22 protein-coding genes are annotated in these 23,209 nt (G+C 69.2%); 15 read left to right on the top strand and 7 right to left on the bottom strand.

Annotation, left to right across the window (positions count from 1 at the left end; translation table 11 throughout):
• Positions 1–48 precede the first annotated feature (48 nt).
• From ACHMXE_RS13615 to ACHMXE_RS13595, 5 genes are all read left to right on the top strand, one after another.
• Complete coding sequence (locus ACHMXE_RS13615; protein ID WP_395349752.1) at positions 49–894, top strand: ABC transporter permease; 846 nt, start codon at positions 49–51, stop codon at positions 892–894.
• Between the two features lie 1,286 nt (positions 895–2,180).
• On the top strand, positions 2,181–3,524 hold the full coding sequence (locus ACHMXE_RS13610; protein WP_395349751.1) for a hypothetical protein: 1,344 nt from the start codon (positions 2,181–2,183) through the stop codon (positions 3,522–3,524).
• A 144-nt stretch (positions 3,525–3,668) separates the two neighbouring features.
• A complete protein-coding gene (locus ACHMXE_RS13605) occupies positions 3,669–4,475 on the top strand; it encodes an MHYT domain-containing protein (protein ID WP_395349750.1) in 807 nt (268 codons plus the stop codon).
• Between the two features lie 79 nt (positions 4,476–4,554).
• Entirely contained in the window at positions 4,555–5,715 is a 1,161-nt protein-coding gene (locus tag ACHMXE_RS13600; protein WP_395349749.1) for an acyl-CoA dehydrogenase family protein, read from the top strand.
• Between the two features lie 153 nt (positions 5,716–5,868).
• Complete coding sequence (locus ACHMXE_RS13595) at positions 5,869–6,171, top strand: Dabb family protein (RefSeq protein WP_395349748.1); 303 nt, start codon at positions 5,869–5,871, stop codon at positions 6,169–6,171.
• A gap of 19 nt (positions 6,172–6,190) precedes the next feature.
• On the opposite strand, the gene ACHMXE_RS13590 is transcribed toward ACHMXE_RS13595, so the two are convergent.
• Positions 6,191–7,486 carry a DEAD/DEAH box helicase gene (locus ACHMXE_RS13590; RefSeq protein WP_395349747.1) on the bottom strand — a complete coding sequence of 432 codons (1,296 nt, stop codon included), beginning with the start codon at positions 7,484–7,486 and terminating at the stop codon, positions 6,191–6,193.
• Positions 7,487–7,585: 99 nt separating this feature from the next.
• On the opposite strand from ACHMXE_RS13590, the gene ACHMXE_RS13585 reads away from it, so the two are divergent.
• From ACHMXE_RS13585 to ACHMXE_RS13565, 5 genes are all read left to right on the top strand, one after another.
• Positions 7,586–7,972 carry a translation initiation factor Sui1 gene (locus ACHMXE_RS13585; RefSeq protein ID WP_203203220.1) on the top strand — a complete coding sequence of 129 codons (387 nt, stop codon included), beginning with the start codon at positions 7,586–7,588 and terminating at the stop codon, positions 7,970–7,972.
• Positions 7,972–8,208: a DUF3820 family protein gene (locus ACHMXE_RS13580; RefSeq protein ID WP_203203221.1), complete on the top strand. Its 237-nt coding sequence runs from the start codon at positions 7,972–7,974 to the stop codon at positions 8,206–8,208. The genes ACHMXE_RS13585 and ACHMXE_RS13580 overlap by 1 nt, the downstream gene beginning before the upstream one ends.
• Positions 8,209–8,398: 190 nt before the next feature.
• Positions 8,399–8,848, top strand: coding sequence for an RNA recognition motif domain-containing protein (locus ACHMXE_RS13575; protein WP_395349746.1), 450 nt, complete (start codon positions 8,399–8,401; stop codon positions 8,846–8,848).
• Between the two features lie 213 nt (positions 8,849–9,061).
• A complete protein-coding gene (locus ACHMXE_RS13570; RefSeq protein ID WP_093351008.1) occupies positions 9,062–9,550 on the top strand; it encodes a tripartite tricarboxylate transporter TctB family protein in 489 nt (162 codons plus the stop codon).
• A gap of 13 nt (positions 9,551–9,563) precedes the next feature.
• On the top strand, positions 9,564–11,075 hold the full coding sequence (locus ACHMXE_RS13565; RefSeq protein WP_093351011.1) for a tripartite tricarboxylate transporter permease: 1,512 nt from the start codon (positions 9,564–9,566) through the stop codon (positions 11,073–11,075).
• A gap of 57 nt (positions 11,076–11,132) precedes the next feature.
• Here ACHMXE_RS13565 and ACHMXE_RS13560 read toward each other — a convergent pair whose 3' ends face one another.
• On the bottom strand, positions 11,133–11,891 hold the full coding sequence (locus ACHMXE_RS13560; protein ID WP_395349745.1) for a sulfite exporter TauE/SafE family protein: 759 nt from the start codon (positions 11,889–11,891) through the stop codon (positions 11,133–11,135).
• A 416-nt stretch (positions 11,892–12,307) separates the two neighbouring features.
• Between ACHMXE_RS13560 and ACHMXE_RS13555 the strand changes: the two genes are divergently transcribed.
• The gene (locus tag ACHMXE_RS13555; RefSeq protein ID WP_203203223.1) at positions 12,308–13,543 is read left to right on the top strand and encodes an ammonium transporter; all 1,236 of its coding nucleotides are present in this window, start codon (positions 12,308–12,310) and stop codon (positions 13,541–13,543) included.
• 21 nt (positions 13,544–13,564) lie between these two features.
• Positions 13,565–13,864 (top strand): hypothetical protein, encoded by a 300-nt coding sequence (locus ACHMXE_RS13550; protein ID WP_281080947.1) that lies wholly within the window; start codon positions 13,565–13,567, stop codon positions 13,862–13,864.
• Between the two features lie 8 nt (positions 13,865–13,872).
• Here ACHMXE_RS13550 and ACHMXE_RS13545 read toward each other — a convergent pair whose 3' ends face one another.
• From ACHMXE_RS13545 to ACHMXE_RS13530, 4 genes are all read right to left on the bottom strand, one after another.
• Positions 13,873–15,552, bottom strand: coding sequence for a thiamine pyrophosphate-binding protein (locus ACHMXE_RS13545; protein ID WP_395349744.1), 1,680 nt, complete (start codon positions 15,550–15,552; stop codon positions 13,873–13,875).
• 130 nt (positions 15,553–15,682) lie between these two features.
• Positions 15,683–16,924, bottom strand: coding sequence for a pyridoxal phosphate-dependent aminotransferase (locus tag ACHMXE_RS13540; protein WP_395349743.1), 1,242 nt, complete (start codon positions 16,922–16,924; stop codon positions 15,683–15,685).
• Positions 16,921–17,838, bottom strand: a complete 918-nt coding sequence (locus ACHMXE_RS13535) for an amino acid ABC transporter substrate-binding protein (protein ID WP_395349742.1) — start codon at positions 17,836–17,838, stop codon at positions 16,921–16,923. Before ACHMXE_RS13535 ends, ACHMXE_RS13540 begins: the two co-directional genes overlap by 4 nt.
• A gap of 105 nt (positions 17,839–17,943) precedes the next feature.
• Positions 17,944–19,485, bottom strand: a complete 1,542-nt coding sequence (locus ACHMXE_RS13530) for an aldehyde dehydrogenase family protein (protein ID WP_395349741.1) — start codon at positions 19,483–19,485, stop codon at positions 17,944–17,946.
• A gap of 259 nt (positions 19,486–19,744) precedes the next feature.
• Between ACHMXE_RS13530 and ACHMXE_RS13525 the strand changes: the two genes are divergently transcribed.
• Entirely contained in the window at positions 19,745–20,248 is a 504-nt protein-coding gene (locus ACHMXE_RS13525) for a hypothetical protein (RefSeq protein ID WP_057597265.1), read from the top strand.
• Here the strand turns inward: ACHMXE_RS13525 and ACHMXE_RS13520 are convergent.
• Positions 20,238–21,074, bottom strand: a complete 837-nt coding sequence (locus ACHMXE_RS13520) for an IclR family transcriptional regulator (RefSeq protein ID WP_203203229.1) — start codon at positions 21,072–21,074, stop codon at positions 20,238–20,240. The two genes, ACHMXE_RS13525 and ACHMXE_RS13520, sit on opposite strands and share 11 nt — an antisense overlap.
• A 207-nt stretch (positions 21,075–21,281) precedes the next feature.
• Between ACHMXE_RS13520 and ACHMXE_RS13515 the strand changes: the two genes are divergently transcribed.
• Together ACHMXE_RS13515 and ACHMXE_RS13510 are read left to right on the top strand one after the other, a co-directional pair.
• Positions 21,282–22,352 (top strand): ABC transporter ATP-binding protein, encoded by a 1,071-nt coding sequence (locus tag ACHMXE_RS13515; RefSeq protein ID WP_395349740.1) that lies wholly within the window; start codon positions 21,282–21,284, stop codon positions 22,350–22,352.
• Positions 22,349–23,209 carry an ABC transporter permease gene (locus tag ACHMXE_RS13510; protein WP_395349739.1) on the top strand — a complete coding sequence of 287 codons (861 nt, stop codon included), beginning with the start codon at positions 22,349–22,351 and terminating at the stop codon, positions 23,207–23,209. Before ACHMXE_RS13515 ends, ACHMXE_RS13510 begins: the two co-directional genes overlap by 4 nt.

The raw sequence follows: 23,209 nt of genomic DNA, 5'->3' as shown, positions 1-23,209 counted from the left end.
GACGCGCCACGCCACGAGAACATCAGAGACACCCACCGAGCGCATCGCATGACCACCCCGACCCTCGCCACCGAGCCCTCCTCCTCTTCTTCGCCACCCTCGCCTTCCGCGTGGCGGCCGCCGCAGCTGTCGATGCGCTGGTGGCCCGTGTTCCTGCGCAACCTGCTGGTGTGGCGCAAGCTCGCGATCCCGAGCCTGATCGGCAACATCGCCGAGCCGCTGATCTGGCTCGTGGCCTTCGGCTACGGCATGGGGGCGCTGGTGGGGCAGGTGAGCGTGGGCGAGACGAAGGTGCCCTACATCCTGTTCCTGGCGAGCGGCTCTATCTGCATGAGCGCGATGAACGCGGCCTCGTTCGAGGCGCTCTATTCGGCCTTCTCGCGCATGCACGTGCAGAAGACCTGGGACGGGATCATGAACGCGCCGGTGGGGCTGGACGACATCGTGCTGGCGGAGATGCTGTGGGCGGCGTTCAAGTCGATCTTCACGGTGACGGCGATCCTGTTCGTGATGCTGGGGCTGGGGATCAGTCACAGTCCGAAGCTGTTCGTGGCCTGGCTGGTGCTGGCGGGGGCGGGGGTCACGTTTTCATCGATCGCGCTGATCTTCAATGCGCTGGCGAAGGGGTATGACTTCTTCACCTACTACTTCACCTTGTTCATGACGCCGATGATGTTCTTGAGTGGGGTGTTCTTTCCTCTGGAGCAACTGCCTGGGGCTGTGCAGGTGGTGGCTGGGTGGTTGCCGTTGGCTAATGCCGTGGCGTTGGTTCGGCCCTTGTTCATGGATCAGTGGCCTGTGGGGTGGGGGCGGCATGCTGCTGTGCTGGTTGTGTATGCGGGGGTGGCGTTTTGGGTGGCGTTGGCTTTGACTCGGAATCGGTTCAGGGCTTGATGTCTTTTGAGGGTGCGCTTTTTGGTTAGGCCGTTGGCCGGGTCTCGCCCCGGCGGGCGACTCACTTTTCTTGTCTCGCCAAGAAAAGTAAGCAAAAGAAGGCGACCCCGCTGTCTGTGTCCCTCCGCTTCGCTGCGGGCAACCTGCGGTGCTCGGGGAAAGCGGGGGTCCGCAGAACTCGCTCCACTTCGTTGCGCTCAGACAGCTGCGGCCCTGATCCCGCTTTCCCCTGCGCTCCTCGGCACAGCCAGAGGGGGGTGATTCGGGCCTTTGCTTCGCTCGGCCTGACATACCCCACGGGCCATCGCTGCGCTCGGCCGCGGGTACCTAACAGGCCATCGCTTCGCTCGGCATTGGTATTGCTCCCTCTCCCTCTGGGAGAGGGCTGGGGTGAGGGCTCCGGGGCGGTGGATACCGTCAGACCCTTGGTGAGGCCCCGGTGCCCTCACCCCTAACCCTCTCCCAGAGGGAGAGGGGACAAGACAAACACAAGGCCGAGCGAAGCGATGGCCCGAGCGGCATTCCAAGGCCGAGCGAAGCAAAGGCCCGACCCACCCCTCTGGCTGCGCCGAGGAGCGCAGCGTTTCGCGGATCAGGGCTCGCAGCTGTTTGAGCGAAGCGAGTTCTGCGAGACCCCGCGAAACGCGAGCACCGCAGGTTGCCCGTAGCGAAGCGGAGGGACGCAGACAGTGGGTCGCCTTTTCTTTGGTTACTTTCTTTTGGCGAAGCAAAAGAAAGTGACTCGCCCGCCGGGGCGAGACCCGGCCAACGGCCTAACCAAGACACAAGCACCTTAAGAAAACCCAAACCCCTGTCTCACCAGCGACCAATTCCCCTCCACATTCCCTAGACTCCCCCGCGCGCCCCAAAAAACGCCGAACAAAGAGAAGAGAGAAGGAGACCCCGTGCCCATCCCCCCGCTGTTCCGTCACCTGGCCACTGCCGCCGTAGCCACCCTGCTCGCAGCCTGCAGCACGACAACAACCACAACGAGCCAACCGTCAACGCCCCCAGCAGTCGCACAGACACCAGAGCCAACACCCGCAGCAGCCACCGCTCTCGTCACCACAAGACCCACAGCCTGGCACCCCCCAGAGCCCCTGGTCCAACCCTCGTCCTTCTCCGGCGTCCACGGCCTCGCCATCGACCAGAAGGGCCGCCTCCTCGCAGGCTCGGTCCTCGGCAACACCCTCTGGGAAGTCGACAGAAAAACCGGCGCAGCAAAGATCCTGATCGACGCCCCCGAAGGCCAATCCGACGACATCGCCATCGGCCCCCAAGGCGAGATGGCCTGGACCAACTACCTCATGGGCATGCTGCGCTACCGCGAGCACGACAGCGCCCCCATGCGCGTCCTCGCCAAGGACCTGCCCGGCCTCAACTCGCTGGCCTTCGACCCGCGCAACGGCAAGCTCTACGCCTCGCAGGTGTTCCTCGGCGATGCGCTGTGGGAGATCGACCGCGCGGGCCAGAAGCCGCCGCGACTCATCCGCAAGGACATGGGCGGCTTCAACGGCTTCGAGGTCGGGCCCGACGGCATGCTCTACGGGCCGCTGTGGTTCAAGAACCAGGTGGTGAAGATCGATCCGGCCGACGGGCGCATCACGCCGATCGCCGACGGCTTCCAGATCCCGGCCGCGGCCAACCTCGACGGCAAGGGCAACCTCTGGGTGGTCGACGCGCGCAGCGGCGAGCTCGTGAAGGTCGAGCTCGCCACCGGTCGCAAGACGGTCGCGAAGCAGCTCAAGGCCTCGCTCGACAACCTCGCGATCGCGCCCGAGGGCACGATCTACATCTCGAACATGGCCGACAACGAGGTCATGGCCTTCGAGCCGGCCACCGGCGAACTGCGCACGCTCACCGGCGGCAAGCTCGCGGTGCCGGCCGGCATGAAGCTCGAGGGCAACGACCTCTGGGTCGCCGACGTGTTCGGCTTCCGGCGGGTGGACGTGCGCAACGGCGCGGTGCGCGACGTGTTCCGCATGCAGCGCGAGCCCGAGCTCGAGTACCCGTTCGCGGTCGGGCTCTCGGCGCGGCTGTTCGCGCTGAGCTCGTGGTTCACGGGCACCGTGCAGCTGGTCGACCGGCAGACGCTGAAGACGGTGGAGACGATCCACGGCCTGAAGGCGCCGTTCGACGCGATCCCGATGCCCGACGGCAGCGTGATCTACGCCGAGATCGCCACCGGCAGCATCACGCGCGCGAGCGGCGCGAAGTTCGCCGAGCGGCAGGTGATCGCGAGCGGGCTCAACGGGCCGGTGCAGATGGTGATCGGCCGCGACGGCGCGCTCTACGTCACCGAGGCGGCCGGCAAGCTGCTGCGCATTCCGCTCGATGCCAGCGCGCCGCTGCGCACCATCGCCGACAAGCTCGCGCTGCCCGAGGGCCTGGCGCAGACGCCCTGGGGCAGCTTCGTGGTGGCCGAGAGCGCGGCGCGGCGGCTGGTGGAGATCGACCCGGCCGATGGCTCGCGCCGCACCATCGCCGAGAACCTGCCGATCGGGCTGGCGCCCGGGCCCGGACTGCCGCCGCCCTACGTGGTGACCGGCGTGGCGGTCGGGCCCGACGGCACGGTCTACCTGGCGGCGGACCGGAACAACGCGATATACCGGATCCGGCCTCAGCGCTGAAAAATTAAGAAAAAAGTAATCTAAACAGAACTGTAAAACACCAGTTTACTTTTAAAAACAAACATTACAAACTCGCCCGGAACGGTCCGGTACCACCGATTCCCGGGGGCGAGCGGTGCCGTCTTGCTGTCGAAAGGACATCCCATGACACCGCTCGTCGCAGGCCAGCTGCTGTCGCCCGAATACTCGTTGGGGCTGGTGGCACTGTCGTACTTCATCTCCTTCGCCGGCTCGCTGACCGCGCTGATCTGCGCCGGGCGCATGGTCGGCGCCGACGGCCGCCCGAACCTCGCGGCCGTGGCCTGCGCCGCGGTGGCGCTCGGCGGCATCGGCATCTGGTCGATGCACTTCATCGGCATGCTGGCGTACCGGCTGCCGATCTCGATCGCCTACAACATGCCGCTGACCGTGGTTTCGCTGGTGGCCGCGATCCTGATCTCGGGCATCGCGCTCTACCTCGCGGGCGGGCGCCGCAGGTTCAGCCGCGCGGGCTGGCTCGCGGGCAGCCTGCTGGCCGGACTGGGCGTGTGCGTGATGCACTACATGGGCATGTTCGCGATGAACATGCGCGCGTCGATGCAGTTCGATCCGATGGCGGTCGGGCTGTCGGTGCTGATCGCCATCAGCGCCGCCGCCGCCGCGCTGTGGCTGGCCTTCAACGTGCGCAAGCTCAGTCTGCAGATCGGCGCCGCGGCCGTGATGGGCCTGGCGGTGTGCACCATGCACTACGTGGGCATGAGCGCGGCCACCATGGTCTGCACCGCCGCCGCCCCGGTCGACGCGCTCGCGATTGGCGGCAGCTACATGGGCCTCACGGTGTTCGGCACGGCCGGCGCGGTGCTGATCTTCATCTACTGGGTGCTCACCGGCAACAGCATCGAGTCGCCGATCTCGGCCGCCTCGAACGCACGGCCGGCACCGGCCACCGCGCGCCGCGCGCGCACCAGCTAGTTGGCGCAAGCCCCGGGGGCCGGGGCGCGCCTAGAGTGCCTGCGATCGGGGCCGGGAGCGCCCCGCCCGTACGGACACCATGCACTACACGCACGAACACCTCGAGATCCAGAAGACCCTGCGCCGCTTCATCGACGAGGAGATCAATCCGCACGTCGACGCGTGGGAGGCGGCCGAGGCCTTTCCCGCGCACGAGGTCTTCAAGAAGCTCGGCAACCTGGGCCTGCTGGGCCTCAACAAGCCCGAGGCCTACGGCGGCGGCGGCCTCGACTACTCGTACGCGATGGCGCTGGCCGAGGCGCTGGGCCACGTGAGCTGCGGCGGCGTGCCGATGGCGATCGGCGTGCAGACCGACATGTGCACCCCCGCGCTCGCGCGCTTCGGCAGCGACGAACTGCGCCGCGAGTTCCTCGCGCCGGCGATCGCGGGCGATACCGTGGGCTGCATCGGCGTGTCCGAGCCGGGCGCGGGCAGCGACGTGGCGGGGCTCAAGAGCCATGCGCGCAAGGATGGCGACGACTACCTCATCAGCGGCCAGAAGATGTGGATCACCAACAGCCTGCAGGCCGACTGGATGTGCATGCTGGTCAACACCGGCGACGGCCCGGTGCACCGCAACAAGTCGCTGGTGATCGTGCCGATGGACAGCCCCGGCATCGAGAAGGCAAAGAAGATTCGCAAGATCGGCATGCACTCGAGCGACACCGGCCTGATCCATTTCGACGAGGTGCGCGTGCCGCAGCGCTACCGCATCGGCGAGGAAGGCCAGGGCTTCGTCTACCAGATGCAGCAGTTCCAGGAGGAGCGGCTGTGGTGCGCGGCCAGCTCGCTCGAGCCGATGGACGACTGCATCGCGCAGACCATCGAATGGGCCCAGCAGCGCAAGATGTTCGGCGGCACGCTGGCCGACCAGCAGTGGGTGCAGTTCAAGCTGGCCGAGCTCAAGACCGAGGTCGAGGCGCTGCGCGCGCTGACCTACCGCGCCTGCGACCTGCACGTGCAGGGCCAGGACGTGACCGAGCTGGCCTCGATGGCCAAGCTCAAGACCGGCCGGCTCACGCGCGAGGTGGCCGACACCTGCCTGCAGTTCTGGGGCGGCATGGGCTTCACGCTCGAGAACCGCGTCTCGCGGCTGTACCGCGACGGCCGCCTGGGCTCGATCGGCGGCGGCGCCGACGAGGTGATGCTCGGCATCCTCGCGAAGACCATGGGCATCGCGAAGCGGCCGCCGCGCGGCTGAGCCCGGAGCGCCGCCAGCGGAAAACTGTTCTCCAGCGGCGACGCGGTGTTTCGCGCCGCGCCTGCATACCATCGTCCGCACGCCGCGGGCCCCTTCCCTGCCCCGCTGCAGCTGGAGGCCTCGCGTGATCTTCGTCTTTCATCCCCCCGCGCCATGTTCAAGCACATCGTGATGTGGGACCTGCGCGCCGACACGCCCGAGGAGAAGGCACGCGCCACGCAGTTCGTGAAGCAGCAGTTCGAGTCGTTGCGCGGCCAGGTCCCGGGCCTGCTGCGCATCGAGGTCGGCATCGATTCGAGCCGCGTCGCCTATGCCTGCGACGTGGTGCTGTATTCGGAGTTCGACAGCCAGGCCGCGCTCGACGGCTATGCCACGCATCCGGCGCACCTGCGCGTGCGCGAGGCGCTCGGCGATCTGCGGATCGCGCGGCACCAGGTGGATTTCGCGGCCGAATAGGCTCGCGAGATCCGTACCGTCAATCCTGGGCCGGCGGCTTGCCGGCCTTCGCGGCTTCGGCGGCCTGCGCCGCGCGCAGCTTGTCCTTCTTGCTCGGCCGCGTGCCCTTGATCCCGCCCGTGCCGCTCGCATCGACCAGGGGCGGCGCGACCTCGGTGGGCTCGAAGCCCTCGATGCGCTCGCGCGGCACGCGCCGGTCCTGGCGCTTCTCGATCAGGCGGAAGTGCGCCTCGGAGGCCGGCGTCACGAAGCTGATCGCCAGGCCGCTCTCGCCCGCGCGGCCGGTGCGGCCGATGCGGTGCACGTAGTCGGTGGGCGAGCGCGGCAGGTCGTAGTTGACGACCACCGGCAGCCGCGCGATGTCGAGGCCGCGCGCGGCCAGGTCGGTGGCCACCACCACGTCCCAGCGGCTCTGCTTGAACTGGTCGAGGATGTCGGTGCGCGCGCCCTGCGAGATGTCGCCGTGGAAGGGCACGGCATAGATGCCATGGCGGTAGAGCTTCTCGGCCACGGTCTGGGCGGCATGCTGGGTCGCGACGAAGACCAGCACGCGGCCCCAGGCCTCGCCGTGCTGCTCGAGCAGGTGGCGCAGCAGCTGGGTGCGGCGGGTGCTGTCGACCTCGATCGCGCGCTGCACGATGTCGGGCGCGGTGCCGGGCTCGCCCTGCACGTCGATGGTTTCGGGGTCGCGCAGCATGCGGTCGGCCAGCGCCTGGATGGCCTGCGGGAAGGTGGCCGAGAACAGCAGGTTCTGCCGCTTCGCCGGCAGTTGCGCGAGGATGCGGCCCAGCTCCTCGGCGAAGCCCAGGTCGAACAGGCGGTCGGCCTCGTCGAGCACCAGGGTGGCGATCGCGTCGAGCCGCAGCGCGTTGTGCTCGACCAGGTCGAGCAGCCGGCCCGGGGTGGCGACGATCAGGTCGGCACCGCCGCGCAGGCCCATGAGCTGCGGGTTGATCGACACGCCGCCGAACACCACGGCGATGCGCAAGCGGTCGGGCAGCGCGCGCGCCAGGTCGCGCAGGGTCTGGCCGACCTGGGCCGCGAGCTCGCGCGTGGGCACCAGCACCAGCGCGCGAAGCCGGCGCTCACCCCCGGCGGAGTCGGCGGCCAGCCGGTGCAGCAGCGGCAGCGAGAATGCCGCGGTCTTGCCCGAGCCGGTCTGGGCCGAGCCGCGCAGGTCGCGTCCCTGCAGAATCGCGGGAATGGCCGCGGCCTGGATCGCGGTCGGCTCGTCGTAGCCGCGTTCGGCGGCGGCGCGCACGAGCGCCGGGGCCAGCCCCAGCGATGCGAAGGACGGGGTGGGCGCAGCGGTCAAGCGGCGGTCTCCACTTGAAAGAAGGCGGGCGGCAGATGCATCGGAAAGGCTCGTCTGGGCTGGTGGAAAAGAAATCGGGAACGAAGAGAACGCAAGAACATGGCAACCCACAAGGACAACCCGGCGGCCACCCGGCTGGTGTATTCGACCGAGGCCGGCGGCCGCATGTGCCCCGATTGCGGCGAACCGCTGGCGCAATGCCGCTGCAAGGACCTCGCCGAGCAGGCGCGGCTGCGCGCCGCCGATGGCATTGTGCGTGTGTCGCACGAGACCGCGGGCAGAAAAGGCAAGGGCGTGACCGTGGTGAAGGGCGTGGCGCTCGACGCGGCGGGCCTGCTTTCGCTCGGCAAGCAGCTCAAGGCGGCCTGCGGCACCGGCGGCACGGTGAAGGACGGCACGATCGAGATCCAGGGCGACCACCGCGAACAGGTGATCGCCACGCTCACGAAGCTGGGCCACACGGTCAAGCGCGCGGGAGGCCGCTGATGAAGCCCGAGGACCTCGAGCGCCTGGTCACGCTGGCGATGCCCTTCGGCAAATACAAGGGAACGCTGATCGCCGACCTGCCGGGCAACTACCTGACCTGGTTCGCGCGCGAGGGTTTTCCCGCGGGAGAAATCGGCCGCTTGCTCGCCCTGATGCATGAAATAGACCACAACGGGCTCTCCGGTCTGCTCAAACCGTTGCGAAACCGCCCGTCGGGATCAGAGGTTTCCCGATGAATGTGCAATTAAAAGCTTGATTTCCCGGCCAAACCGGGATAATCGCCGCTACGTGTCAGTGAGCCACCGGCTCCCGTGCACGTTATCCGGTGATCGGTCAGTTTCGCGCACAGCGCCTTTGTTTGTTGTGATTCTGGGACTCCATCGCTTTTTCTGTTATTTGGTTTTTTTGAGTTGAGGAGTCCCTTTCATGGGCAAGAAACTTTACGTGGGCAATCTCGCCTACTCGATCCGTGACAACGACCTGGAGCAAGCTTTCGGCGCCTACGGTGCCATCGTCAGCGCCAAGGTCATGATGGAACGTGACACCGGCCGCTCCAAGGGCTTCGGCTTCGTGGAAATGGGTACCGACGCCGAGGCGCAAGCCGCGATCGCCGGCCTGAACGGCCAGCCGGTCCAGGGCCGCGCCCTGACCGTGAACGAAGCCCGTCCGATGGAAGCCCGCCCGCCCCGTAGCGGTGGCGGCGGCTACGGTGGTGGCGGCGGCGGCTACGGCGGCGGCGGCGGCGGTTACGGCGGCGGCGGCGGTGGTCGCAGCGGCGGTGGCGGCGGCTACGGCGGCGGCGGCGGTGGCCGCAGCGGCGGTGGCTACGGCGGCGGCGGTGGCAGCGACGACGGCTACGGCCGCGGCGGCTACTAAGCTCTCGCAGCACCCACCCATCGAATGGCGGCCCGGCCGCCTTTCACTGAAAAGCTCCTTCGGGAGCTTTTTTCGTTTCTGCGCCACCCGTGCACCGGGGCCGCGCGGGCTTACCCGTAGTAAGCGCTACGCATTAGTCCCTACCGGTCAGGTCAGCCAGCGGTCAGTCGCCGGAAACGACCCTCATCCCTCCAAAACAGAGGGTCGAGAGACATGAAAATCAAGAGCCAGGCCGACTTCTTTTCAGGAGTCATGTTCACGGCCGTGGGCGGCGCCTTCGCCATCGGCGCCACCGCATACAACATCGGCGACGGGGCCCGCATGGGTCCCGGTTACTTCCCGCTCATGCTGGGCATCCTGCTCGCGCTGCTCGGGCTGGGGATCATGTTCCAGGCCATGGTGGTCGAGACCACCGACGGCGATCCCATCGGCAAATGGGCCTGGAAGCCGCTGGCCTACGTGCTGGGCGCCAACCTCGCGTTCGGCGTGCTGCTCGGGGGCCTGCCGAGCATCGGCCTGCCGGCCATGGGAATGATCATCGCGATCTACGCGCTCACCATCATCTCGAGCATGGCGGGCGAACACTTCAACCTGCGCGACGTGCTGGTGCTCGCCACCATCCTCGCGGCGGGCAGCTACGTGGCCTTCATCTGGGCGCTCAAGCTCCAGATCCAGGTCTGGCCCACCTTCATCGCCGGTTGAGGAGCACACCGCCATGGAACTGTTCCACAACCTCGCGACCGGCTTCGGCGTCGCCTTCACCTTCACCAACCTGCTGTACTGCCTGGTCGGCTGCATCCTGGGCACGCTGATCGGCGTGCTGCCGGGCATCGGCCCGGTCGCGACCATCGCGATGCTGCTGCCCGCGACCTACGCGCTGCCGCCCGTCTCGGCCCTGATCATGCTGGCCGGCATCTACTACGGCGCGCAGTACGGCGGATCGACCACCGCCATCCTGGTCAACCTGCCCGGGGAGTCGTCCTCGGTCGTGACCTGCATCGACGGCTACCAGATGGCAAGGCAGGGCCGCGCGGGCCCGGCGCTCGCGGCCGCGGGCCTGGGCTCGTTCTTCGCGGGCTGCGTCGGCACGCTGATCCTCGCCGCCTTCGCGCCGCCGCTGACCGAGCTGGCCTTCAAGTTCGGCCCGGCCGAGTACTTCTCGCTGATGGTGCTGGGCCTGATCGGCGCCGTGGTGCTGGCCTCGGGCTCGCTGCTCAAGGCGGTGGCGATGATCGTGCTGGGCCTGCTGCTGGGCATCGTCGGCACCGACGTGAACTCGGGCGTGGCGCGCTTCAGCTTCGACATCCCCGAACTGACCGACGGCATCGGCTTCGTGGTGATCGCCATGGGCGTGTTCGGCTACGGCGAGATCATCGGCAATCTCTCGCAGCCCGACGACGAGCGCGAGGTCTTCACGCACAAGGTCAAGGGCCTGTGGCCCACCAAGGACGACTTCAAGCGCATGACGCCCGCGGTGCTGCGCGGCACGGCCCTCGGTTCGGCCCTGGGCATCCTGCCCGGCGGCGGCGCGCTGCTGGCGGCCTTCGCGGCCTACGCGCTCGAGAAGAAGATCAAGATGCGCCCGGGCGAAGTGCCCTTCGGCAAGGGCAACATCCGCGGCGTGGCCTCGCCCGAGTCGGCCAACAACGCCGGCGCGCAGACCTCCTTCATTCCGCTCTTGACGCTGGGCATTCCGCCCAACGCCGTGATGGCGCTGATGGTGGGCGCGATGACGATCCACAACATCCAGCCCGGGCCGCAGGTGATGACCAGCAACCCCGAGCTGTTCTGGGGCCTGATCGCCTCGATGTGGATCGGCAACGCGATGCTGATCATCCTGAACCTGCCGCTGATCGGCATGTGGATCAAGCTGCTGACGGTGCCCTACAAGTTCCTGTTCCCGGCGATCGTGCTGTTCTGCGCCATCGGCGTGTACTCGACCAACAACAACACCTTCGACGTGTGGATGGTCGCGATCTTCGGCTTCGTGGGCTACCTGTTCCTCAAGCTGCGCACCGAGCCGGCCCCGCTGCTGTTGGGCTTCATCCTCGGGCCGATGATGGAAGAGAACCTGCGCCGCGCGCTGCTGCTGTCGCGCGGCGCCTGGAGCGTGTTCGTCACGCGGCCGCTGTCGGCCGGCCTGCTGGTGGCCGCGGCGCTGCTGCTGGGCATCGTGCTGCTGCCGGCCGTGAAGTCGAAGCGCGAGGAAGCCTTCGTCGAGGATTGAGCGCCACCGCGCTGTCCGACTGAGCAAGAGGCCCCGGTGTTCGCCCCGGGGCCTTTTTCATTGGAGGAAGGCGTCGTACGCGGTCTTGAGGATCAGCACGCTGACCACGACCATGAACACGATCCGCACGAAGCCCGCGCCGTGCCTGAGCGCCACGCGCGTGCCGATCAGGCTGCCGGCCACGTTGGCGACCGCCATCGCCAGCCCGTAGTGCCACCAGACGTGGCCCTTGAGCGCGAGCAGCAGCAGCGCCGCGCCGTTGGTGAGCACGTTGATGACCTTGGCCGAGGCCGAGGCGTTGAGGAAGTCGTAGCCCATCCAGCGCACGAACAGGAACACCAGGAAGCTGCCCGTACCGGGGCCGAAGAAGCCGTCGTAGACGCCGATGCCCAGGCCGATGGCGCAGGCCGCGAGCGTCTCGGCGCGGCCGGTGAAGCGCGGCGCGTGGTGGCGGCCCATGTCCTTGCGCGCCAGCGTGTAGAGCAGCACCGCCAGCAGGATCGCGGGCAGCGCGCGGCGCAGGAAGTCGCCCGGGAACTGGGTGACGCCCCAGGCGCCGGCCAGCGCGCCGCAGAAACCGGCCAGCGCGGCCGGCCACAGCGCGCCCCAGCGCATCTGCACGCGCTGGCTGAACTGCGCCGCCGAAGCGGCCGTGCCCCAGATCGACGCACTCTTGTTGGTGCCCAGCAACGTGGCCGGCGGCGCGCCGGGAAAGGCGGCGAACAGCGCCGGCACCAGGATCAGTCCACCGCCACCCACGATCGCATCCACGAACCCCGCGAGCAGCGAGGCCGCGGTCATCAGCCACATTTCCATGGCCACGATTGTCGCACCGGCATCGCTATCGAAAGAGTAGCTACAGATGTCGACACAGCCGACCCTTTGGCCGCTTTTCAAGGCAAGGAATCGGGGCACCGATGCGACAGCGACAGGCAAAAAAAAGCGCCGACCAGCGGCGCTTCTGAATTTTTCAACCCGGCTCTCGGATGTAGCCTTTTGGATGATTGTTCTTGTCGATCGGGAATTTGTCTCCTCGGCCCTCGGCAGCACGAGCAGGGCCCGTTCGCGAGTGGCTGGACTTTAGGGGGTGCACCGCCGCAGTGCATTGGGAATTACCCGCTTTGCCTTACTTTCGCGCACGGCGTAGCAAACCAAAGTGTTTCATGCAGTTAACGATGTGGCACGACTTGTGCACAGAGTCCGGACCATCACTCCAAGAAGAGACCGCCGCCATGGCCCTGGTACCGCAAGCCTCCATCAGCGCCGCGGACACCGCGTGGATGATGACCTCCACGGTGCTGGTGCTGCTGATGACGCTGCCGGGCATCGCGCTCTTCTACGCCGGCATGGTGCGGCGCAAGAACGTGCTCGCCACCATGGCCTGCGTGGTCGCCATCGCCGCGGTGGTGTCGCTCACCTGGTTCGCGCTCGGCTACTCGCTGGCCTTCACGCCCGGCTGGCCCTGGCTCGGCGGCACCGGGCGCTTCTGGTTCGCGGGCTTCGACTACCTGAAGGACGCCGGCACGCTGGCCGTGAGCCACGTGGCGCCCAACGTGCCCGAGACGGTCTACGCGATGTTCCAGCTGAGCTTCGCGATCATCACCACCGCGCTGGTGCTCGGCGCCTTCGTCGAGCGCATGCGCTTCTCGGCCGTGCTGTGGTTCGCGCTGCTGTGGAGCGTGCTGGTCTATGCGCCGATCGCGCACTGGGTCTGGGAACCCGGCGGCTGGCTCGCGCAGATGGGCGCGCTCGACTTCGCGGGCGGCTCGGTGGTGCACGTCAACGCGGGCGTGGCGGGGCTGGTCTGCGCCTATGCGCTGGGCCGGCGCCGCGGCTATGGCCGCGAGCCCTTCGAGCCCTACAACCTGGCCTTCACCATGGCCGGCGCCAGCCTGCTGTGGGTGGGCTGGTTCGGCTTCAATGCGGGCTCGGCCGTGGCGGCCGACGGGCGCGCGGGCCTCGCGATGCTGGTCACGCACGTGGCGGCGGCCGCGGGTGCCGCGAGCTGGATGATCGCCGAGTGGACGGTGCGCCGCAGCCCCTCGCTGCTGGGCCTGTGCTCGGGCCTGGTCGCGGGGCTGGTGGCGATCACGCCGGCCGCGGGCTTCGTCACGCCGCCCTCGGCGCTGGCCATCGGCGCCATCGCCGGCCTGGCCTGCTACTGGGGCGCCACCGGCCTCAAGCGCCTGCTGGGCGCGGACGATTCGCTCGACGTGTTCGGCGTGCACGGCATCGGCGGCATCGTGGGCGCGCTGCTCACGGGCGTGTTCGCCGACAAGGCCATCTCGGGCGCCAGCGGCAACGTGCTGACGCAGGCGATCGCGGTCGGCGGCGTGGCGGTCTACAGCGCGGCCGGCACCGCGATCGTGCTGTTCCTGGTGCGCGCGCTGGTGGGGCTGCGCGTCGATCCCGACAGCGAGGTGCAGGGGCTCGACCTGGCCCAGCACCGCGAACACATCGGAGGCTGAACCGAGATGGATGGCCACGTCATGTCCGAGAGCGAGCGCATCGCGCTCGCGGCACGCCTGCACGTGGCCCTGCGCCGCAAGCACGGCCGCGTGACCGACACCGAGTGGATGGCCGTCAATGCCGAGTACGCCACCGAGATGGTGCGCTTCGCACGCGCGCACGCGGCCGAGACCCACGACGACGAGCTCGCGGCCATCGCGTTGCGGCTCGAGCAGGCGATGGAGCCGCTGGCACGCGCCGCGCGGCTCGAGGCCGCGGCGCGGCTGCCCGACGGCAGCGGGCGGCAGCCGCCGCCGAAGTACATCGGCGGCCTGCGCTAGGCGCTCTGCTAGGCGCTCTTCGCGAGCGCGGTATCGCGGATCGCCTGCAGCGTGGTCGACGGCGTGATCGCCTCCGGATCGAGCACGCAGTGCAGGATCGCGGGCTTGCCGCTGGCCCGCGCGCGCGCCAGCGCGGGGCCGAACTCGGCGGTGCTCGTCACGCGCTCGCCGTGGCCGCCGAACACCTCGGCATAGCCGCGGAAGTCGGGGTTCTTGAGCTGCGTGGCGCTGATGCGGCCCGGGTAGTGGCGCTCCTGGTGCATGCGGATGGTGCCGTACATGGCGTTGTCGAGCAGCACCACGAGGATCGGCAGCCCGTACTGCACCGCGGTCGCGAACTCCTGGCCGTGCATCAGGAAGTCGCCGTCGCCCGCGAACACCACCACCTCGCGCTGCGGCCACAGCCGCTTCGCGCCGACGCCGGCCGGCAGGCCGTAGCCCATCGAGCCGCTGGTGGGCGCAAGCTGGCTCGCGAAGGCGCGAAACGGCCAGAAGCGGTGCACCCAGGTCGCGAAGTTGCCCGCGCCGTTGCAGAAGATGGTGTCGTGCGGCAGCACCTCGCGCAGGTGCTGCATCACCTCGCCCATCTGCAGCGGACCCGGCACGCGGATCGGCGCCGGATCGCTCCAGCGCAGGAACTCCTCGCGTGCTTCGGCAGTGCGCGACTTCCAGGCCGGCGCCTGCGCCGGCTTCAGCCCGGCCACCGCCTCGGCGAAGGCACGCGGCGTGGCATGGATGCCCAGCGCGGGCCGGTAGAGCTTGCCGAGCTCGTCGGCGTCGGCATGCACGTGCACCAGCGCCTGCGCGGGCTGCGGAATGGCCAGCAGCTCGTAGCCCTGCGACGGCACCTCCGACAGCCGGCCGCCGACCAGCAGCACCAGGTCGGCCTCGCGGATGCGCTGCAGCATGCGCGGATTGGCACCCAGCCCCAGGTCGCCCGCGTAGCAGGGATGCTCGGCCGACAGCAGCATCTGGCGCCGGAACGAGCAGTACACGGGCAGCGAGAAGGCCTCGGCGAACTGCGCGAACTGCCGCGTGGCCTCGGCCGACCAGCGGCTGCCGCCGAGCACCACCACCGGCCGCTCGGCCTGCGCGAGGCGCTGCTGCAGCTCGGCGAGCTGCGCCGCGCCCGGATGGGTTTCGGTCAGGGCGTAGGGCAGCGCGTCGGCCACCGCGGCGGCCTCGGTCAGCATGTCCTCGGGCAGCGCGATCACCACCGGGCCGGGCCGGCCCGAGGTCGCCACGTGGAAGGCGCGCGACACCAGTTCGGGCACGCGCGCGGGGTCGTCGATCTGCACCACCCACTTGGCCATGGTGCCGAACACCGCGCCGTAGTCGAGCTCCTGGAAGGCCTCGCGTCCCAGCGCCTCGCGCGCCACCTGGCCCACGAACAGCAGCAGCGGCGTCGAGTCCTGGTGCGCGATGTGCACGCCGGCCGAGGCATTGGTCGCGCCCGGTCCGCGCGTGACGAAGCACACGCCGGGCCGGCCGGTGAGCTTGCCCTGGGCCTCGGCCATCATGGTGGCGCCGCCTTCCTGGCGGCAGACGGTGACGGCGATCGAGGCGTCATGCAGCGCATCGAGCACCGCGAGGAAGCTTTCGCCGGGAACGCAGAACAGCTGCTCGACGCCGTGCAGGACGAGCTGGTCGACCAGGAGCTGGCCGCCGGTGCGGGGGGAGTGATTCAAGTGCTTTCTCCAAGGAAGGGTTTTGCTCCTTCCCCCTCTGGGGGAAGGCCGGGATGGGGGCACCGGGCGATGGATGCGCCGCGAGCCCCCACCCCGGCCCTCCCCCAGTGGGGGAGGGAGACATGCGAAGTCATTCGAGCGCCGCGCAGGCCGCCGCGATGCGCGCGCAGGCCTCCTCGAGCTGCGCCATCGAGGTCGCGTACGAGATGCGGAAATAGGGCGCCAGCCCGAACACGCTGCCCGGCACCACCGCCACCTCGAAATCCTCGAGCAGGTAGCGGCAGAAGTCCGCGTCGCTGGCCAGCAGCGCGCCGCTGCGCGTGCGCCGTCCCAGCACGCCCTGGCAACGCGCGAAGGTATAGAACGCGCCCTCGGGCCGCGGGCAATGCAGGCCGTCGATGCGGTTGAGCGCGGCCACCACGAAGTCGCGCCGGCGCTGGAAGTCGTCGCGCCGCTCGGCCACGATGCCCTGCGGCCCTGTCAGCGCCTCGATCGCCGCGGCCTGGCTCACCGACGACGGGCACGAGGTGGTCTGGCTCTGCACCACGGCCATCGCCGCGATCAGCGCGCGCGGCCCGGCGCCGTAGCCCACGCGCCAGCCCGTCATCGCATAGGCCTTCGACACGCCGTTGATCGTCAGCGTGCGCTCGCGCAGCCGCGGCTCCACCGCCGCCGGCGTGGCGAAGGCCAGGCCGTCGTAGAGGATGTGCTCGTAGATGTCGTCGGCCAGCACCCACACGCGCGGATGCCGCAGCAGCACCTCGCACAGCGGCTTCAGCTGGTCGGCGCCGTAGGCCGCGCCGCTCGGGTTCGAGGGCGAGTTCAGGAACAGCCAGCGCGTGCGCGGCGTGATCGCCGCCTCGAGCTGCGCGGGCTCGAGCCGGAAGCCCTGCGCGTCGCCGCAGGGCACGCCGACCGGCACGCCGCCGCAGATGCGCACGATGTCGGCGTACGAGGTCCAGTAGGGCGCGGGCAGGATCACCTCGTCGCCGGGATCCAGGCTCGCCATCAGCGCGTTGAAGATCACCTGCTTGGCGCCCGCGCTCACGCTGATCTCGTCGAGGCCGAAGTCCAGCGCGTTGTCGCGCCTGAACTTGAGCTGCACCGCCGCCTTCATCGCCGGGCTGCCGTCGAGCACCGTGTAGCGCGTGTCGCCGCGCCCGATGGCGCGCACCGCGGCCTCGCGCACGTTGTCGGGCGTGTCGAAGTCGGGCTCGCCCGCGCCCAGCACGATCACCGGGCGGCCCGCGCGCTTGAGCGCATTGGCATGGTCGGTGATGCGCAGGATCTCCGACACGCCGAGCGCGCGCACGCGCTGCGCCGGCACGAAGTCCGAGGAAGAGGACGAAGAGACGGCGGAATCGGGACTCACTTGGCGTAGCTCTCCAGTGGCTTGTCGTTGGGTTCGAGCACCAGCTGCTTGAGCACCGCGCTCATCGGCAGGTTCAGGCTGGTGTTCTTCGGCGGGATCGGTGCCACGAACCACTTGGTGTAGATGCGCTCGAGCTCGCCGCTCTTCATGAGGCGACGCAGCGCGCCATCGACCGCCGCCTTGAAGGCCGGGTCGTCCTTGCGGAACAGCAGCGCGATCGGCTCCGAGCCCAGCGGCTCGCCGACGATGCGGTAGGCCGTCGGGTTCTTCGAGTTCGCGATGATCCCGGCCAGCAGGTTGTCGTCGAGCACGAAGGCATCGGCGCGGCCCGACTCCATCAGCAGGAAGCTCTCGAGGTGGTCCTTGCCGAGCATGGTGTTGATGCTCACGTTGTTGGTGCGCTCGCGCTTGCGCAGCAGCTGCACCGCCGTCGTGCCGGTCGAGGCCGACACGGTGCGGCCCGCGAGCTGGTCGAGCGTGGTGATGCCCGAGTCGACGCGCGTGGCCATGCGCACCTCGCTCACGTAGGTGGTGAGCGCGAAGGCCACCTGCTGCTGGCGCGCGAGGTTGTTGGTGGTGGGGCCGCAGCCGATGTCGAGCGTGCCGTTCTGCACCAGCGGAATGGTGTTCTGCGCGGTGACCGCCATGTACTCGAGCTTCGCGGCCGGCACGATGTCCTTGAGCACGCGCTCGCACAGCTCCACGTGGTAGCCCACGTACTTCTCGCCCGCGCCCAGCATGTAGGCCATGGGCGGCGAGGCCTCGCGCACGCCGAGCACCGCCTTGCCGCTGGCGGCGATCTTCTCGAGCGTGCCCGCGGGCGCAGGTTGCTGCGCGCCGGCCGTGGCGGCCAGGGCCAGCAGCAGCGTGGCGGCCGCGGCCTTGAGCGGGTGCAGGGATGGGATCAAATTCATGTCGTCGTCTCCTCGTCGTTGTGGTGATGGGTCTGGCGCTCGCGCAGGCACCCGCCCGCGGCGACGCTCATGCGCCGCCGCGGCCGATGCCTGCGTCTCGGGAAATCAGTCGCCGATGTCGAAGGTCACGCCTTGAGCGAGAGGCAGTGCCGTCGAGTAGTTGATGGTGTTCGTCGCGCGGCGCATGTAGGCCTTCCAGCTGTCGGAGCCCGCCTCGCGGCCGCCGCCGGTTTCCTTCTCGCCGCCGAAAGCCCCGCCGATCTCGGCGCCGCTCGGGCCGATGTTGACGTTGGCGATGCCGCAGTCGGAGCCGGCGCACGAGAGGAAGCGCTCGGCCTCGCGCATGTCGAGCGTGAAGATCGACGACGACAGGCCCGCGCCCACCGCGTTGTGCTGCTCGATCGCCTCGTCGAGCGAGGCATAGCGCACCACGTAGAGGATCGGCGCGAAGGTCTCGCGCAGCACCGCGCCGGCATGGGCCTTGAGTTCGACCAGGGCCGGGCGCGCGTAGTAGGCCTCGGCGCCGCCGATGCCCTCGACGCGGCCGCCGCCATGCACGACGGCGCCGGCATCGCGGCTCTCGTCGAGCGCCTTCTGCATGCCCTCGAAGGCCGCGCGGTCGATCAGCGGACCAACCAGCGTGCCGGCCTCGCGCGGATCGCCGACCTTCACGCCGCTGTATACCTTGACGAGGCGCGGCACCAGCTTGTCGTACACGCTCTCGTGCACGAACAGCCGGCGCAGCGTGGTGCAGCGCTGGCCCGCCGTGCCCATGGCCGCGAAGGCGATCGCGCGCAAGGTGAGATCGAGGTCGGCCGAAGGCGTGACGATGGCCGCGTTGTTGCCGCCGAGTTCGAGGATGGCGCGCGCGAAGCGGGCCGCGAGCTTGGGACCGACCTGGCGGCCCATCGCCGTGGAACCGGTGGCCGACAGCACCGCCACACGGTGGTCGTCGACCAGCAGCTCGCCGATGTCGCGCTGGCCCAGCAGCAGGCCGAGGAGGCCCTCGGGCGCGTCGGCGCCGAAGCGCTCGATGGCGCGCGCCGCGATCGCATGCACCGCGAGCGCGGTCAGCGGCGTCTTCTCGGACGGCTTCCACACCACCGGATCGCCGCACACCAGCGCCAGCGCCGCGTTCCACGACCACACCGCGACCGGGAAGTTGAAGGCCGAGATCACGCCGCACACGCCCAGCGGATGCCAGGTTTCCATCATCCGGTGCTCGGCGCGCTCGGTGGCCAGCGTGAGGCCGTAGAGCTGGCGCGAGAGGCCGACCGCGAAGTCGCAGATGTCGATCATTTCCTGCACCTCGCCCGCGCCCTCGGACGGCACCTTGCCGGCCTCGAGCGTGACCAGCCGGCCGAGGTCGCGCTTGGCCGCGCGCAGTTCCTCGCCGAGCAGCCGCACCAGTTCGCCGCGCCGCGGCGCCGGCACCGCGCGCCAGGCCTTGAAGGCGGCATGCGCGCGCGCGATGGTCTCGGTGGCCGCGGCCGGCGCGGTCTGCGCGACCTGCGCGATCACCTCGCCCGTGAGCGGCGAGCGCACCGTCAGCGCGCCGCCGACGTGGGACTCGCGCGGCACGCCCAGGCGCTGGAGCAGTTGTTCGACTTCGGAAGGGAGGGAGACGGAGGTGTGGACTTCGGACATGGCGCGCTCCGCGGGGGAGTCGGGAAGAAGGAAGAAGGAAGGCGACCGGGGTCGGGGGAACCGCGCCAATATCTGCGAAGTGGGCGGGGTTGGCTAGTGAAAATATGGAAGGACCTGATGCGTTTGGCGAAGGAACTCGGCCGCCGAAGCGCGCGTCCGCATCACCCGCCGCGCGCGTTCCTCGAAACGGCTCGCGCGCCTACGCACCGATCCGCGCCCGGCGCCGACGATGCGGCACCCTCACTTCGCCGCCCCTGCCATGAAGCTGATCCACACCCTCTATGCCGCGGTCCATGCGCTGATGGCGCTCGCCTTCGCCATCGCGTCGCTGGTTCTGATCGTGATCGCGGCACGCGCCGGCTGGGGCGCGGTCGTGCACGACCTCGACCTGCCGGCCGCCGAAGCGATCATCGAGGCGGTGGGCCTGCTCGCGGCTGCCGTCGTGGCGCTGCAGATCTCCCAGACCGTGGTCGAAGAGGAGGTGGTGCGCGACGCCCACATCGGCGCGCCGACCCGGGTGCGCCGCTTCCTGTCGCGCTTCATGGTGGTGATCGTGGTGGCCGTCGCGGTCGAAGGGCTGGTCGCGACCTTCAAGGCGCGCGAGGCGCCGGAGCTGATGCTGCACGCGGCCGCCATGCTGGGCGCGGTCGGGCTGATGATGGCCGGCTGGGGCCTCTTCATCCGGCTCAACCGCTATGCCGAGGAACTGGAGCCCGAGGCGATGCAGGAAGCGAAGAACGAGGACCGCAAGCTCAAGCAGTGATCCTCTGCCCCGCCGGCGACCCCGCCAGGCTTTGCGCGGGCCGGCGCAGCGAGGCATCGAAGGGATTGATCCTCGGCCCGATCGCCAGCGCTTCGCGCTGCAGCAGGTCGACCACGGTCGGCAGCCGGTCGGCGTTGAGGCGGTCGGCGATGGTGCCCACGCTCAGCGCGGCCACGGCGCGGCCCTCGCGGTCGAGGATGGGCACGGCCACGCCGGCCATGCCCTCGAGCAGGCCGGTGTTGCGGCCCGCGAAGCCGCTCTGGCGCACGCGCTCGATCTCGGTGCGCAGGTAGACCTCGTCGTACACGCCGTACTCGCGCACGCGCGAGAGGTTGAAGCGGATCACCTCCTCGCGCTCGCCCTCGGGCAGGAAGGCCAGGATCGCGAGCGCGCCCTGCCCCACGCCGAGCGCGATGCGTCCGCCGATGTCGCCGGTGAACGAACGGATCGGGAACGGGCCCTCGCTGCGGTCGAGGCACACGGCGTCGAAGCCGCTGCGCACCAGCAGGAAGATGCTGTCGCCCAGGCTCGCGCACAGGCGCAGCAGCGCGGGCCGGCACAGGGTGCGCAGGTCGCCGGGATTGCCGGCGTTGGCCGCGAGCGCGAAGAACTCGATGCTCAGCCGGTACAGCTTGCTGCGCTCGTCCTGCTCGACCACGCCCTCGGCCATCAGCGACTGCAGCAGGCGGTGCGTGGTGGCCTGCGTGAGGCCGACGGCGCGCGCGATCTGGGTGACGCGGCCGCCCTCGGCCTGCACCACGCCGAGCGCCCGGATCACCGAAAAGATGCGCGGCACGCCGCCGCTGGCCGCGGTTGTGGTTTCCATGTCCCGTTTCCTTGGAATACGTCGATCTTGCTCGGGCCATCATATTCCATTGAACGGAATAAATTGAATAAATATTCTGATTAATGGAATACCCGTGGCGGTCTGGCGCGATCGTTGCAATAGAGTGAACCGAAAGCACTCACGCATTCATGGCCCCGGCGCCCGCGCGCCGGCCGTGGATTCCGACCCCCGACGAAAGGCGTTTCCATGTCATTCCTGCGGCTCACCGACGTGTCCAAGTCCTATGGCGGCACCCGCGCGGTGACGGCCATGAACCTCTCGGTCGAGAAGGGCGAGTTCGTCTCGCTGCTCGGCCCCTCGGGCTGCGGCAAGACCACCACGCTGCAGATGATCGCGGGCTTCGAGGCCGTGACCAGCGGCCGCATCGAGCTCGCGGGCCAGGACATCACGCATGCCAAGGCCAACACGCGCGGCCTGGGCATCGTGTTCCAGAGCTATGCGCTGTTTCCGCACATGACGGTGGCCGACAACGTGAGCTTCGGCCTCGAGATGCGCAAGATGCCGAAGGCCGAGCGCCGCGAGCGCGTGCAGCAGGCGCTGGCGCTGGTGCACCTCGAGGCACATGCCACGCGCTATCCGCGCGAGCTCTCGGGCGGCCAGCGGCAGCGCGTGGCGCTGGCGCGCGCGCTGGTGATCGAGCCGCCGGTGCTCTTGCTCGACGAGCCGCTGTCGAACCTCGATGCCAAGCTGCGCGAGGAGATGCAGTTCGAGCTGCGCCAGATCCAGCGCAAGGTCGGCACCACCACGGTGATGGTCACGCACGACCAGAGCGAGGCGATGTCGATCAGCGACCGCGTGGTGGTGATGGAAGCCGGCCGCGCGACGCAGATCGACCATCCGCACCGCGTCTACGAGCATCCGAGCACGCGCTTCATCTCCACCTTCGTGGGCAAGGCCAACCTGCTGCCGGGCCGGGTAACGGCCTGCGGCACGGGCAGCTGCAACGTGGCGGTCGGGCCGCTCGCGGTCGAGGTGGATGAAGGCGGCTACGACAGCGGCGCCGCCGTGCTGATGAGCGTGCGCCCCGAGAAGCTGCAGCTGGTGCCCGCGGGCAGCGGCCGGCTCGACGGCACGGTGCAGGAGCGCTTCTTCCTCGGCAGCCAGTGGCTCTACCGGCTCGCCACGCCGGCCGGCGAACTGATGGTGCTGAGCCCCAACGACGGCCGCGCCGCGCTCGACGAAGGCGACGCGGCCGGCATCGACTGGCCCGCGCATTGCACGCGCCTGCTGCGCGACGACGCGGCGGTGGCGGCATGAGCGGCATCTCTCGCAAGGCCACGCCGTGGTGGCTCTCGGGCCCCGCGCTGGTGCTGTTCATCGCGCTGCTCGTGGTGCCGCTGCTGCTCACGGCCGTGCTGTCCTTCAACGTCTACGACCCGGCCAGCGGCCCGCGCGCCGGCGAGTTCACGCTCGCGCACTACGCGCAGGTGTTCGGCGACGACTACTACCACGGCATCTTCTGGCGCACCTTCTGGATCTCGGCGCTGGTCACGCTGATCTGCGTGCTGATCGGTGCGCCCGAGGCCTATGTGCTGAGCCGCATGCGCAACCCCTGGCGCTCGGTGCTGCTGCTGGTGGTGCTGGCGCCGCTTTTGGTGTCGGTGGTGGTGCGCGCCTTCGGCTGGAGCATGCTGCTGGGCCCCGAGGGCGCGGTCAACGCGCTGCTGCAGCTGGTGGGCATCGGCCCGGTGAAGATCCTCTACACCAGCGCGGCCGTGGTGATCGCGCTGGTGCACGTGATGCTGCCGTTCATGGTGATCCCGGTCTGGACCTCGCTGCAGAAGCTCGATCCCGGCGTGGAGAACGCGGCGCTCTCGCTCAATGCCACGCCCTTCACCACCCTGCGCCGCATCGTGCTGCCGCAGGTGATGCCCGGCATCCTCTCGGGCAGCCTGATCGTGTTCGGCCTCGCGGCGAGCTCGTTCGCGATCCCCGGCCTGCTCGGCGGGCGCCGCCTCAAGATGGTCGCGACCGTGGTCTACGACGAGTACCTGAGCGAGCTCAACTGGCCGCTCGGCGCGGCGGTGGCGCTCACGCTGCTGGTGGCCAACCTCGTGGTGATGCTGAGCTACAACCGGCTCGTGGAAGGCCGCTACAAGAAAGCGCTGGGGTGA

Source organism: Variovorax sp. UC122_21 (assembly GCF_044056785.1).
In the GTDB taxonomy this organism is placed as follows: Bacteria; Pseudomonadota; Gammaproteobacteria; order Burkholderiales; family Burkholderiaceae_C; genus Variovorax.
This window is presented reverse-complemented; position numbering and strand designations above follow the sequence as displayed.

Excerpts from the sequence above, each read along its gene's own strand:
- ACHMXE_RS13615 (WP_395349752.1), top strand. The coding sequence starts at position 49 with ATGACCACCCCGACCCTCGCCACCGAGCCCTCCTCCTCTTCTTCGCCA.
- ACHMXE_RS13610 (WP_395349751.1), top strand. The coding sequence starts at position 2,181 with ATGGCCTGGACCAACTACCTCATGGGCATGCTGCGCTACCGCGAGCAC.
- ACHMXE_RS13605 (WP_395349750.1), top strand. The coding sequence starts at position 3,669 with ATGACACCGCTCGTCGCAGGCCAGCTGCTGTCGCCCGAATACTCGTTG.
- ACHMXE_RS13600 (WP_395349749.1), top strand. The coding sequence starts at position 4,555 with ATGCACTACACGCACGAACACCTCGAGATCCAGAAGACCCTGCGCCGC.
- ACHMXE_RS13595 (WP_395349748.1), top strand. The coding sequence starts at position 5,869 with ATGTTCAAGCACATCGTGATGTGGGACCTGCGCGCCGACACGCCCGAG.
- ACHMXE_RS13585 (WP_203203220.1), top strand. The coding sequence starts at position 7,586 with ATGGCAACCCACAAGGACAACCCGGCGGCCACCCGGCTGGTGTATTCG.
- ACHMXE_RS13580 (WP_203203221.1), top strand. The coding sequence starts at position 7,972 with ATGAAGCCCGAGGACCTCGAGCGCCTGGTCACGCTGGCGATGCCCTTC.
- ACHMXE_RS13575 (WP_395349746.1), top strand. The coding sequence starts at position 8,399 with ATGGGCAAGAAACTTTACGTGGGCAATCTCGCCTACTCGATCCGTGAC.
- ACHMXE_RS13570 (WP_093351008.1), top strand. The coding sequence starts at position 9,062 with ATGAAAATCAAGAGCCAGGCCGACTTCTTTTCAGGAGTCATGTTCACG.
- ACHMXE_RS13565 (WP_093351011.1), top strand. The coding sequence starts at position 9,564 with ATGGAACTGTTCCACAACCTCGCGACCGGCTTCGGCGTCGCCTTCACC.
- ACHMXE_RS13560 (WP_395349745.1), bottom strand. The coding sequence starts at position 11,891 with ATGGAAATGTGGCTGATGACCGCGGCCTCGCTGCTCGCGGGGTTCGTG.
- ACHMXE_RS13555 (WP_203203223.1), top strand. The coding sequence starts at position 12,308 with ATGGCCCTGGTACCGCAAGCCTCCATCAGCGCCGCGGACACCGCGTGG.
- ACHMXE_RS13550 (WP_281080947.1), top strand. The coding sequence starts at position 13,565 with ATGTCCGAGAGCGAGCGCATCGCGCTCGCGGCACGCCTGCACGTGGCC.
- ACHMXE_RS13535 (WP_395349742.1), bottom strand. The coding sequence starts at position 17,838 with ATGAATTTGATCCCATCCCTGCACCCGCTCAAGGCCGCGGCCGCCACG.
- ACHMXE_RS13530 (WP_395349741.1), bottom strand. The coding sequence starts at position 19,485 with ATGTCCGAAGTCCACACCTCCGTCTCCCTCCCTTCCGAAGTCGAACAA.
- ACHMXE_RS13525 (WP_057597265.1), top strand. The coding sequence starts at position 19,745 with ATGAAGCTGATCCACACCCTCTATGCCGCGGTCCATGCGCTGATGGCG.
- ACHMXE_RS13520 (WP_203203229.1), bottom strand. The coding sequence starts at position 21,074 with ATGGAAACCACAACCGCGGCCAGCGGCGGCGTGCCGCGCATCTTTTCG.
- ACHMXE_RS13515 (WP_395349740.1), top strand. The coding sequence starts at position 21,282 with ATGTCATTCCTGCGGCTCACCGACGTGTCCAAGTCCTATGGCGGCACC.
- ACHMXE_RS13510 (WP_395349739.1), top strand. The coding sequence starts at position 22,349 with ATGAGCGGCATCTCTCGCAAGGCCACGCCGTGGTGGCTCTCGGGCCCC.